Below are 11,467 nucleotides of genomic sequence, written 5' to 3'. Positions count from 1 at the left end.
AGGTAACAAGCCGGTCCCAGAGATCGCTTGCACAATCAGGTAAATCAGGTAGCCCTCGACCGAGGGACCAAGGAGTAAGTGTGAATAAAGCGTTGAAAGTAGCTGGTTTGAGTTTTGCACTGATGGCTGCCGGTATGGGCTCCGCCTGGGCTGAGACCAAGATCGCCGTGGTAGACATGGGCGAAGTCTTCCAAAAGCTGCCCCAGCGTGAAGCCGTGGCCAAGAAGCTGAAGGGTGAGTTCGAGCCGCGCATGCGCGAGCTGCAGAAACTGGAATCCGACGGTCAGGCTCTGGTCGAGAAGTTCAAGAAGGACGAAGCCTTCATGAGCAACGAGCAGAAGAAGCAGAACCAGGAGAAGCTGGCCAAGCTGCAGATGGAGTTCAACCAGAAGCGTCAGGCGTTCGAGCAGGACAACGGCCGTCGTCAGGCTGAAGAGCGCAACAAGATCCTGACCAAGGTGCAGGCTGCCATCGATTCCATCGCCAAGAGCAATGGCTATGATCTGGTGCTGGAGCGCAATGCTGCTCCCTATGCCGCCAGCAAGCTGGACATCTCCAGCCAGGTTATCTCTCAGGTAAGCAAGAGCAACTAATTGATGGCATTCACTCTCGCACAGCTGGCCCAGCAACTGGGGGCCGAGGTCCATGGGGATGGGACCCGGGAAATCCGCAAGGTAGCGACACTGGAAAAAGCCGGGGAGGGGGAGATTGCCTTCCTGTCCAACAAGAAGTACCGGCATTTCCTGGAGCAGAGCAAGGCGACTGCCGTGCTCATCACTGAGGCGGACCTGCCGTTTTGCCCCACCAATGCCCTGGTGCTCAAAGACCCCTATGTGGGGTTTGCCCGGGTAGCCCAACTGCTGGACACCACACCGCAGCCGGCCACGGATATACATCCGAGTGCCGTCATAGCGGCGGATGTGCAACTGGGCGAGAGAGTGGCCATCGGCGCCAATGCGGTCATCGAATCCGGCGTCGTGCTGGGGGATGATGTCCGCATAGGTCCGGGCTGTTTCGTTGGCAAGAATACCCGACTGGGAGCACGCTCCCGGTTGTGGGCCAACGTCACCCTGTATCATAACGTGACCCTGGGCACGGACTGTCTGGTGCAAGCCGGCACCGTGATCGGGGCCGACGGTTTCGGTTATGCCAACGAGCGTGGCGAGTGGATCAAGATCCCCCAGCTCGGTGGCGTGACCATAGGCAACCGGGTGGAAATCGGTGCCTGCACCACCATAGACCGCGGTGCCCTGGAAGACACCCGCATCGCGGACAACGTCATCATCGACAACCAGTGCCAGATCGCCCACAACGTCGAGATTGGCTACGGCACTGCCGTGGCGGGCTCGACCGTGATGGCCGGTAGTCTCAAGGTCGGCAAATACTGTATCATTGGCGGCGCTTCCGTCTTTAACGGGCACATGGAGATCTGCGACCAGGCCACCGTCACCGGTATGGCCATGGTGATGCGACCCATTACCGAGCCCGGCATCTACTCTTCCGGCATCCCCCTGCAAACCAATAAAGAGTGGCGTAAGACCGCCGCCCGGGTGATGCGTATCGAAGAGATGCACAAGCGGTTGAGCCGACTTGAGAAAAAGCTGGATCAAGAATAATCACGATTGGTATAGGGTACTGTTTTGACTACTGAAAAGAAAAGCCTGGGGATCCAGGAAATCATGGATCTGCTGCCCCACCGTTATCCGTTCCTGATGGTGGACAAGGTGGAAAATTATGAGATCAGCGATGAGCGCAAGACCCTGCGCGCCATCAAGAACGTCTCGTTCAACGAGCCGATCTTCCAGGGGCACTTCCCGGCCAAGCCGGTGTTCCCCGGCGTGCTGATCCTGGAGGCCATGGCCCAGGCGACCGGTATCCTGGCCTTTACCATGGTGGGCAAGCCGTCCCCCAACGAGCTCTATTACTTCGCCTCCATCGACAACGCCCGCTTCAAGCGTCCGGTCGGCCCTGGCGATCAGCTGGTGCTCGACGTAGAGTTCCTGAAGGAGCGTCGCGGCATCGCCAAGTTCACCGGCGTTGCCACTGTCGACGGTGAAGTAGTCTGTACCGCCGAACTGATGTGCGCCAAACGCGAGGTGTAACCGTGATCGACCAGACTGCCATCATCCACGATACCGCCATCGTCCATGAGTCTGCCGTGATCGGCAAAGGGGTGGAAATCGGCCCCTTTACCGTCATTGGTGCCGAGGTGGAGATAGGTGACGACACCTGGGTGGCTTCCCACGTGGTGATCAAGGGCCCGACCAAGATCGGCCGCGGCAACAAGATCTTCCAGCACACCTCCATAGGTGAGGATTGCCAGGACAAGAAGTACGCCGGTGAGCGCACCTTCCTCGAGATCGGCGACAACAACGTGTTTCGCGAGAACTGCACTGTGCACCGCGGCACCACCCAGGATCAGAGCCTGACCCGGGTCGGCAGCGGCAACCTCTTCATGGTCAACGTCCACGTGGCCCATGACTGCATGATCGGTGACAACTGCATCTTCGCCAATAACGCGACCCTGGCTGGCCACGTTCACATAGGTGACTTCGTGATCTTCGGCGGTCTGTCCGCCATTCACCAGTTCGGCCGCGTCGGCTCCCACGCCTTCGTCGGTGGCTGCGCCGCCCTGAACAAGGACGTGCCGCCCTACGTGATGGCCGCCGGCAACTACGCCAAGCCGTTCGGGGTCAACTCCGAAGGGCTGCGTCGTCGTGGCTTCAGCGCTGAAGCCATTTCGGCCGTCAAGCGTGCCTACAAGGAGATCTTCCGCTCCGGCAAGACCATCGAAGAGGTGTTGCCGGTACTGAGCGAGATGGCGGCCACCGAGCCGGCCGTCCAGCTCTATGTGGATTTCCTCAAGGGCAATGAGCGCGGGATCATCCGTGCCTAAGCCTATCCGCATCGGCATAGTCGCCGGAGAGACCTCCGGCGACATCCTGGCTGCCGGTCTGGTGCGCGAGCTGCTGGCTCGCTATCCCGATGCCCAGTTCGAAGGGATCGCCGGGCCGCGGATGCAGGCCCTGGGCGTCAAGGCCCTGTTCGAGATGGAAGAGCTTTCCGTTATGGGCATCAGCGAGGTGCTGGGACGTCTGCCCCGGATCCTCCAGGTGCGCCGCGAGCTGCTGCGCCATTTTATTGCCAACCCTCCTGACATCTTCGTCGGGGTGGATGCACCTGATTTCAATATCGGGGTGGAGCTGAAACTGCGCCGCGCCGGTATCAAGACGGTCCACTATGTCAGCCCCTCTGTCTGGGCCTGGCGTCAGGGCCGCATTCACAAGATCAAGGCCGCCACCGACATGGTGCTCGCCTTCCTGCCGTTCGAGAAAGCCTTCTACGACCGTTTCGATGCCCCCTGTCGCTTCGTCGGCCACACCATGGCGGACGACATTCCCCTGGTGCCGGATCAGCAGGAGATGCGCGAGGCACTCGGCCTGGAGCCGGGCCGCCGTTGGCTGGCGGTGTTGCCGGGCAGCCGCAGCGCCGAGGTCGGCTTCATGTCCCCCGTCTTCCTCGAGGCGTGCAAGCACCTGACAGTGCACTGCCCGGATCTCGGCTTCATAGTGCCGCTGGTGAACGAGACGCGGCGCGAGCAGTTCCTCGCCATCAAGGCCGAAGTGGCGCCGGATCTCGATATGGTGCTGCTGGACGGTCAGGGCCGTGAGGCCATGATAGCCGCCGACGTGGTGATGCTGGCGTCCGGCACGGCCGCGCTGGAAGCCATGCTGGTGAAGCGGCCCATGGTGGTGGGTTACAAGCTCAAGCCGCTCAGTTACTGGCTGGCCCAGTGGCTGGTGAAGACGGAGTACGTCTCCCTGCCGAATCTGCTGGCAGACAGGATGCTGGTGCCCGAGCTCATCCAGCATGAGTGCACCCCGGCCAATCTGGTGGAAGAGGTCAGCAAGTTGCTGGAGCACGACAACAGCGAGCTCATCGCCACCTTCACCAAGTTGCACCAGAAGATCCGCTGCAACGCCGATGTGCAGGCCGCCGAGGCGGTGGCCGAGCTGCTCGACAGCTAGGGTGGCTGGCGGCGCGCTTTTGGCGTTATGTTGTGCTGATACTGGCCCTGCGGGGCCGGTTTTGATTCAAGGCCTGTGATATGACGATCGATATTCCACAAGACAAGCTGGTAGCAGGGGTTGACGAGGTGGGCCGTGGCCCCCTGGTGGGTGACGTGGTCACCGCCGCGGTGATCCTGGATCCCGCCAATCCCATTGAAGGCCTCGCCGACTCCAAGAAGCTCTCCGAGAAGAAGCGCCTCGCCCTGTATGGCGAGATCAAGGCAAAGGCCCTGGCCTGGTCTATTGGCCGCGCCACCCCGGATGAGATCGACCAGCTCAACATACTGCACGCCACCATGCTGGCCATGCAGCGCGCCGTGGCGGGCCTCTCCATGACCCCCGAGCTGGTCTTTATCGACGGCAACCGCTGCCCGGCATTGCCGATGGAAGCGCGCGCCGTGGTCAAGGGCGACAGCCTGGTGGCCGCCATCAGTGCCGCCTCCATCCTCGCCAAGGTGACCCGTGACGCCGAGATGACAGAGCTGGACAGCCGTCATCCCGAGTACGGCTTCGCCCGCCATAAGGGTTATCCCACCGCCGAACACCTCGCCATTCTGGCCGAGCGCGGCCCCCTGCCCGAATATCGGCAGAGCTTCAAACCGGTGCGCCGGGCGCTGGGGATCGAATAACCATGGCCGATCCTCGCTTCGTCCACCTGCGGGTCCACTCCGACTTCTCCATGGTCGATGGCCTGCAAAAGATTGGCCCCATCGTCTCGGCAGCCGCGGCCAACAACATGCCGGCCCTGGCCCTGACCGACCAGATGAACATGTGCGGCCTGGTGCGCTTCTATGGCTCGGCCCATGGCAAGGGGATCAAGCCTCTGGTCGGGGCGGATTTCTGGGTGCAGAGCGATGAGCTCGGCGACGAGCAGTTCCGCCTCACCCTGCTCGCCATGGACAACGACGGCTACCAGAACATCACCCTGCTCATCTCCCGCGGCTACCAGCGCGGTCACGTGCAGGGGCGCCCTGTTATCGACAAGGGCTGGCTGGTCGAACATGCCAAGGGGGTGATAGTGCTCTCAGGCGGTCGCGAGGGGGATCTCGGCAAGTTCCTGCTCAAGGGTAACCGCCAGATGGTGGAGCAGAGCCTCGCCTTCTACCGGACTCACTTCCCGGATGCCTACTACCTGGAGCTGCTGCGTACCGGCCGACCCGATGAAGAGGTCTACCTGCACATGGCGGTGGCCATCGCCGCCGAGTTCGAGCTGCCCGTGGTGGCCACCAACGAGGTGGTGTTCCTCGGGGCCGATGACTTCGATGCTCACGAGATCCGGGTCGCCATCCACGACGGCTACACCCTGATGGACAAGCGCCGTCCGCGCCGCTACAGCCCGCAGCAGTACCTGCGCAGCCAGGAGGAAATGTGCGAGCTGTTTGCCGACATTCCCGAGGCGCTGGAAAACACGGTGGAGATCGCCAAGCGCTGCAACGTGACTGTGCGTCTGGGCGAATACTTCCTGCCGAACTTCCCGACCGGCGACATGAGCACCGAAGACTTCTTGGTGATGAAGTCCAAGGAGGGGCTGGAGGACCGTCTGGCCTTCCTGTTCCCGGATCCGCAAGTGCGCGCCGCCAAGCGTGGCGAATACGACGAGCGCCTCGACATAGAGCTCAAGGTGATCAACCAGATGGGCTTCCCGGGTTACTTCCTCATAGTGATGGAGTTTATCCAGTGGTCCAAGGACAACGGCATCCCCGTCGGCCCAGGCCGGGGATCTGGCGCGGGCTCCCTGGTGGCCTACGCCCTCAAGATCACCGATCTGGATCCCCTCGAGTTTGATCTGCTGTTCGAACGTTTCCTCAACCCCGAGCGGGTCTCCATGCCCGACTTCGACGTCGACTTCTGCATGGACAGACGGGACGAGGTGATCGAGCACGTCTCCGAGATGTATGGCCGGGAGGCGGTGTCCCAGATCATCACCTTCGGCAGCATGGCGGCCAAGGCGGTGGTGCGGGACGTGGGCCGGGTGCTGGGCCACGCCTATGGTTTCGTGGATCGCATCTCCAAGCTCATTCCGCCGGATCCGGGCATGACGCTGGCCAAGGCATTCGAAGCCGAGCCCAAGCTGCCGGAGCTCTACGAGCAGGACGAGGAGGTCAAGGATCTCATCGACATGGCGCGCCGGCTGGAAGGGGTGGTGCGCAACGCCGGCAAACACGCAGGTGGTGTGGTGATAGCCCCCACCAAGATCACCGACTTCGCGCCGCTCTACTGCGACGACTCCGGCCATCACCCTGTTACCCAGTTCGACAAGAACGACGTGGAGTACGCGGGTCTGGTGAAGTTCGACTTCCTGGGGCTGCGCACCCTGACCATCATCGACTGGGCGCTCGGCATGATCAACCCGCGCCTGGCCAAGGAGGGCAAGCCGCCGATCGACATCGCCGCCATCCCCATCGATGACAAGAAGTCGTTCGCGCTGCTGCAGCGCTTCGAGACCACGGCGGTATTCCAGCTCGAATCCCGCGGCATGAAGGATCTCATCAAGCGGCTGCAGCCCGACTGCTTCGAAGACATGATCGCCCTGGTGGCCCTGTTCCGTCCGGGCCCGCTGCAGTCCGGCATGGTGGACAACTTCATCGAGCGCAAGCACGGCAAGGAGGCCATATCCTACCCGGACGAGAAGTGGCAGCACGAGAGCCTCAAACCCATACTGGAGCCCACCTACGGCATCATCCTCTACCAGGAGCAGGTGATGCAGATAGCCCAGGTGCTGGCGGGCTACACCCTGGGCGGCGCGGACATGCTGCGCCGGGCCATGGGCAAGAAGAACCCCGCCGAGATGGCCAAGCAGCGTTCCGGCTTCGAGGAAGGGGCGGTCAAGAACGGCGTCGACGGCGAGCTGGCGATCAAGATCTTCGATCTGGTGGAGAAGTTTGCGGGCTACGGCTTCAACAAGTCCCACTCCGCCGCCTATGCGCTGGTCTCCTACCAGACCCTCTGGCTCAAGACCCACTTCCCGGCCGAGTTCATGGCGGCGGTGATGACCGCCGACATGGACAACACCGACAAGATAGTGACGCTGGTGGACGAGTGTCAGCGCATGGGGCTGACCGTCATACCCCCTGACGTGAACACAGGTCGCTACCGGTTCAGCGTCAACGAAGATGGCCACATCGTCTATGGCATAGGCGCGGTGAAAGGGGTCGGCGAAGGCCCCATAGATGCCATTCTCAGCGCCCGGGATCAGGACGGTCCCTTCCGGGATCTGTTCGACTTCTGCAACAGAGTCGACATCAAGAAGCTCAACAAGCGGGTGATGGAGAAACTCATCCTCTCCGGCGCCATGGACCGACTGGGCCCGCACCGTGCCGCCCTGATGGCGACGCTGGAAGAGGCCATGCGCGCCGCCGAGCAGCACGCCAAGGCCCAGGCGGTGGGGCAGGTCGACATGTTCGGGGTGCTCACCGAGGAGATAGACGACGTCAAGAAGGCGTTCGCCAACGTGCCGCACTGGCCCGACAAGGTGTGGCTGGAAGGGGAGCGCGAGACCCTCGGGCTCTACCTCACCGGTCACCCCATCAACCAGTACAGCAGCGAGCTGCGTCGCTACACCTCGGGCCGTCTGTGCGATCTGCATCCCACCTCCCGGGATACGGTGACCACGGCAGCCGGGCTGGTGATCGCGGCCCGCAGCATGGTGACCAAGCGCGGCAACAAGATGGGGATCTTCACCCTGGACGACAGATCCGGCCGTCTGGATGTGACCCTGTTCAGTGAAGCGCTGGAAAAATACGAAGAATTGATGCAAAAAGACCGTATTTTAGTGGTTTCTGGACAGGTCAGCTTTGATGACTTCTCCGGTGGCCTTAAAATGTCGGCCCGCGAATTGCTGGATATCAACGATGCGAGGGAGCGTTTCGCCAGGGCGATCCGCATTTCTCTCGATGAACAACGCATTGACGAACGCTTTTTCCCGCGTTTGTGCGAGATTTTGGAGCCCGCCCGTGCCGGAGTCTGTCCGGTTCAGGTAAACTATCGTCGGCCCGGCTCCCGGGCGCGATTGACGCTCGGTACCGAGTGGCGGGTGACGCCCACCGATCAACTGATAGATGACTTGCGAGTCCTGCTTGGACGAGAGCGGGTTGAATTGGTTTTTGATTAGAGGATCTATTGTCCCTATGAGTCTTTTTCTGGATTTTGAACAGCCGATCGCCGAATTGCAGGCTCAGATCGATGAACTTCGCCATGTGAGCGAGCACAACAGTGCCGTGGATCTCAGCGAAGATATCCGTCGGCTGGAGAAGAAAAACGAAGAGCTGACCAAGAAGATCTTCGGCGATCTGGGTGCCTGGCAGGTGTCCCAGATGGCGCGTCATCCCCAGCGCCCCTACACCCTCGACTACATCGAGCAGATCTTCACCGACTTCGACGAACTGGCCGGTGATCGCGCCTACGCCGATGACAAGGCCATCGTCGGCGGCATAGCCCGCCTGGACGGCGAGCCCGTGATGGTGATTGGTCAGCAGAAGGGTCGCGAGACCAAGGAGAAGATCCGTCGCAACTTCGGCATGCCGCGCCCGGAAGGGTACCGCAAGGCCCTGCGCCTGATGCAGATGGCCGAACGCTTCAAGATGCCGATCATCACCTTCATCGACACCCCGGGCGCTTACCCCGGCGTGGGTGCCGAGGAGCGTGGCCAGTCCGAGGCCATCGCCCGCAACCTGAAAGTCATGGCCGGCCTGACAGTGCCCGTGGTCTGCACCGTGATAGGTGAAGGCGGCTCCGGCGGCGCACTGGCCATCGGTGTCGGCGATCGGGTCAACATGCTGCAGTACTCCACCTACTCCGTCATCTCGCCGGAAGGTTGCGCCTCCATCCTGTGGAAGAGCGCCGACAAGGCACCGGTGGCCGCCGATGCCATGGGCATCACGGCCCAGCGCCTGAAGGAGCTCAAACTCATCGACAGCATCGTCGAAGAGCCCCTCGGCGGCGCCCACCGCAACGTGGAGCTGATGGCCCAGCGCCTGAAGGATCGCATCAAGCAAGACCTGGCGGCCTTGCGCCCGCTGGACAGCGACCAGTTGCTGGAGCAGCGCTACCAGCGCCTGCTGGGTTACGGCTACTGCTGATGCCCGGCCTTGTGCCCTGAAGAGTGCCTGAAAAGTGCCGGAAGGCCCCTGCTGATGCGGGGGCCTTCTTTTTTGGGCTGAACCTTGGGGCCTTGCTGGCGGGGTGCCTTATCGCCCTTGATGGTGCGTGGCATTGAGTGGGGTGGGTTCGGCGGAACCCAGGTGGAAAAGCAGGACGGCTTTGTTCGCCAGCGTACAGACGGGGAGGGAGAAGGGGAATAGCGTGGGTATCAGGTATACAGGTTGCCGCCGATATTCCATTCATTCAGCCTGCATCAACGATGACAGCTCTGTGGTGTGAGAGGCAGGGCGCCATGGTTGGCAATCATCCAGATATTGCCAGCGTCATGTTTACTCGAAATGGAGTCAGCTCGTTATGAAAAAACCTAACAGCTTTACCAAGACATTCGTTGCCGCCCTGTTGTTGTCAGTCGTCACCGTGGGTTGTGCTTCAACGGCCAGCAAGGAAGGAACGGGAGAATATATCGATGATTCTGTGGTCACCACCAAGGTGATTTCTGCGATATTTTCCGACCCCGAACTTAAATCGGCAGAAATCAATGTAGAAACCTTCAAAGGGGTGGTGCAATTGAGCGGTTTTGTCAGCTCCAAGGCGAGTATCGACAGAGCCAGCAGGGTGGCCAGCGGGGTTAATGGCGTCACATCAGTCAAAAATGACCTGCGTTTGAAGTGATGCCATAAACGCAGCCACCAAAAAATACAAGGGGCGGGTATAGCCGCCCCTGATCCACATAGATCCCCAGACACATCCCTGCTGTCCCCTTGCCGCTGCAGGGATCTCTTTTGCTTGCGCCACAGGCTGAATGAAATGGCCCCCGGACCCAGGAGATGGGCCCGGGGGCTTTTTGCTAGAAAATGGCGGCCAGCAGCCAGCTGGCGATAAAGCCGATGGCGATCGCTATGCCGATGCTGCCCATGGGGTTGCTCTTGATCTTGCCGCGCAGCTCCTTGAGGTTGGAGGCTCTGGCCTCCTTTATCTCATTGCCTTTCTCGCTCAAGACGTTGGCGGTTGAATTGACCGCCTTGGCGACTTTGTCGACCGCACCGTGGGTGTTCTCGGTCATCTGCTTCACCGTGGAGTTGATGTTGTGAGCGGCATGGTCTGCCTCTCTCTTCTCCCCGGCAGGGATGACGCTGGCGTCCTCTTTGGTGACTGAGGCGCTTTTTTCAGCTGGGCTCATGATATTTCTCCATATCCGCTGTGTGCCGGGGGAGGGGCGCTCCCTCTGGCATCTCTAGGTGGATGGGGTGGCAGTCCCATTGCGCCCTGATGTCGAGCAATGACTGCGATTGGCTGTGCGATGCAGTGGCACCCGAACAAGCATGCCGCCCACTGCGTCTGTGGGTGTCAGAACGACCTCAATATGCCTCATCCGTATTGTTGTGTCGGTACGTTAGGACACATAACAGGGAGTGTGTGAATGACGGACATATGGCCGCTCGGGTATTGCGGGCGGTTCGGTGGTGATGGCGCCGATACGTTAGCCCAGGTCGTGGGTTTGCCCTATCTTTAGCCTTGATTGAATTGTCGTGTGAGTCGCCACCTGGAGAGAGAGACATGCCTGAGCATCATCCGCGGTTGAACCATTTGCTGGCGGCCCTGCCCCCCGAGGTCTACACGCGTCTGCTGCCGCACCTCGAATACATAGATTTACCCCTGGGCAAGGTCTTGTACGAATCGGGCGACGCCCTGCGCCATGTCTATTTTCCCATCGACTGCATCGTCTCCCTGCTCTATGTGATGAAAGACGGCGCCTCGGCGGAGATCTCCGTGGTGGGCAACGAGGGGTTGATCGGGGTGGCCCTGTTCATGGGGGGCGAAAGCACCACCAGCCGCGCCCTGGTACAGAGTGCTGGCCATGCCTACCGACTGAAAGGGCAGTTGCTCAAAAGCGAATTCAATCTGCACGGCGACATGCTGCACCTGGTGCTGCGCTACACCCAGGCGCTCTTGACCCAGATGGCGCAGACGGCGGTGTGCAATCGTCACCACTCCATCGATCAGCAACTCTGCCGCTGGCTGCTGCTCTCCCTCGACAGGCTCTCGGGCGACAAGCTCTCCATGACCCAGGAGCTGATCGCCAACATGCTGGGGGTCAGGCGGGAGGGGGTGACGGATGCGGCGAGCAAGCTGCAAAAGCTGGGGGTGATAGAGTACCGCCGTGGCCACATCACAGTGCTGGACAGGCCCAAGCTGGAGCAGCTCAGCTGCGAATGCTATGCGGTGGTCAAGGCCGAAACGGACCGGCTGCTGCCCTATCTGCCCATAGTCCCCAAGCCCTGAATACACCCCATACC

Annotated in this window: 11 protein-coding genes; 10 read left to right on the top strand and 1 reads right to left on the bottom strand. The window is 61.0% G+C overall.

What is annotated here, in order from left to right; translation table 11 throughout:
- Positions 1–80: 80 nt before the first annotated feature.
- The 9 genes from OC537_RS11065 (at position 81) to OC537_RS11025 (ending at position 9,842) form a co-directional block, all read left to right on the top strand.
- A complete protein-coding gene (locus tag OC537_RS11065) occupies positions 81–593 on the top strand; it encodes an OmpH family outer membrane protein (protein ID WP_025327908.1) in 513 nt (170 codons plus the stop codon).
- A 3-nt stretch (positions 594–596) separates the two neighbouring features.
- Positions 597–1,616, top strand: coding sequence for a UDP-3-O-(3-hydroxymyristoyl)glucosamine N-acyltransferase (lpxD, locus tag OC537_RS11060; protein ID WP_106887881.1), 1,020 nt, complete (start codon positions 597–599; stop codon positions 1,614–1,616).
- Positions 1,617–1,640: 24 nt separating this feature from the next.
- Positions 1,641–2,102: a 3-hydroxyacyl-ACP dehydratase FabZ gene (gene fabZ / locus OC537_RS11055; protein ID WP_010673414.1), complete on the top strand. Its 462-nt coding sequence runs from the start codon at positions 1,641–1,643 to the stop codon at positions 2,100–2,102.
- A 2-nt stretch (positions 2,103–2,104) separates the two neighbouring features.
- Positions 2,105–2,896, top strand: coding sequence for an acyl-ACP--UDP-N-acetylglucosamine O-acyltransferase (lpxA, locus tag OC537_RS11050; protein ID WP_106886076.1), 792 nt, complete (start codon positions 2,105–2,107; stop codon positions 2,894–2,896).
- Positions 2,889–4,028, top strand: coding sequence for a lipid-A-disaccharide synthase (gene lpxB / locus OC537_RS11045; RefSeq protein WP_111909930.1), 1,140 nt, complete (start codon positions 2,889–2,891; stop codon positions 4,026–4,028). The genes lpxA and lpxB overlap by 8 nt, the downstream gene beginning before the upstream one ends.
- A gap of 80 nt (positions 4,029–4,108) precedes the next feature.
- Positions 4,109–4,699, top strand: a complete 591-nt coding sequence (gene rnhB / locus OC537_RS11040) for a ribonuclease HII (protein WP_139745757.1) — start codon at positions 4,109–4,111, stop codon at positions 4,697–4,699.
- Between the two features lie 2 nt (positions 4,700–4,701).
- Positions 4,702–8,181 carry a DNA polymerase III subunit alpha gene (dnaE, locus tag OC537_RS11035; RefSeq protein WP_262111226.1) on the top strand — a complete coding sequence of 1,160 codons (3,480 nt, stop codon included), beginning with the start codon at positions 4,702–4,704 and terminating at the stop codon, positions 8,179–8,181.
- A 16-nt stretch (positions 8,182–8,197) separates the two neighbouring features.
- Complete coding sequence (gene accA, locus OC537_RS11030) at positions 8,198–9,148, top strand: acetyl-CoA carboxylase carboxyl transferase subunit alpha (RefSeq protein WP_025327902.1); 951 nt, start codon at positions 8,198–8,200, stop codon at positions 9,146–9,148.
- Between the two features lie 376 nt (positions 9,149–9,524).
- A complete protein-coding gene (locus tag OC537_RS11025) occupies positions 9,525–9,842 on the top strand; it encodes a BON domain-containing protein (RefSeq protein ID WP_262111222.1) in 318 nt (105 codons plus the stop codon).
- A 175-nt stretch (positions 9,843–10,017) separates the two neighbouring features.
- On the opposite strand, the gene OC537_RS11020 is transcribed toward OC537_RS11025, so the two are convergent.
- Positions 10,018–10,350, bottom strand: coding sequence for a hypothetical protein (locus tag OC537_RS11020; RefSeq protein ID WP_262111219.1), 333 nt, complete (start codon positions 10,348–10,350; stop codon positions 10,018–10,020).
- A gap of 377 nt (positions 10,351–10,727) precedes the next feature.
- On the opposite strand from OC537_RS11020, the gene OC537_RS11015 reads away from it, so the two are divergent.
- Positions 10,728–11,453: a Crp/Fnr family transcriptional regulator gene (locus OC537_RS11015; RefSeq protein ID WP_106886082.1), complete on the top strand. Its 726-nt coding sequence runs from the start codon at positions 10,728–10,730 to the stop codon at positions 11,451–11,453.
- The last annotated feature ends 14 nt before the right edge of the window (positions 11,454–11,467 follow it).

This window comes from Aeromonas sp. Marseille-Q5825 (assembly GCF_946892685.1).
Taxonomy (GTDB): Bacteria; Pseudomonadota; Gammaproteobacteria; order Enterobacterales; family Aeromonadaceae; genus Aeromonas; species Aeromonas rivipollensis.
Note: the sequence above shows the minus strand (reverse complement) of the source record. Positions and strands in the feature narration are given on the sequence as shown.

Excerpts from the sequence above, each read along its gene's own strand:
- OC537_RS11015 (WP_106886082.1), top strand. The coding sequence starts at position 10,728 with ATGCCTGAGCATCATCCGCGGTTGAACCATTTGCTGGCGGCCCTGCCC.
- accA (WP_025327902.1), top strand. The coding sequence starts at position 8,198 with ATGAGTCTTTTTCTGGATTTTGAACAGCCGATCGCCGAATTGCAGGCT.
- rnhB (WP_139745757.1), top strand. The coding sequence starts at position 4,109 with ATGACGATCGATATTCCACAAGACAAGCTGGTAGCAGGGGTTGACGAG.
- OC537_RS11020 (WP_262111219.1), bottom strand. The coding sequence starts at position 10,350 with ATGAGCCCAGCTGAAAAAAGCGCCTCAGTCACCAAAGAGGACGCCAGC.
- lpxD (WP_106887881.1), top strand. The coding sequence starts at position 597 with ATGGCATTCACTCTCGCACAGCTGGCCCAGCAACTGGGGGCCGAGGTC.
- OC537_RS11025 (WP_262111222.1), top strand. The coding sequence starts at position 9,525 with ATGAAAAAACCTAACAGCTTTACCAAGACATTCGTTGCCGCCCTGTTG.
- dnaE (WP_262111226.1), top strand. The coding sequence starts at position 4,702 with ATGGCCGATCCTCGCTTCGTCCACCTGCGGGTCCACTCCGACTTCTCC.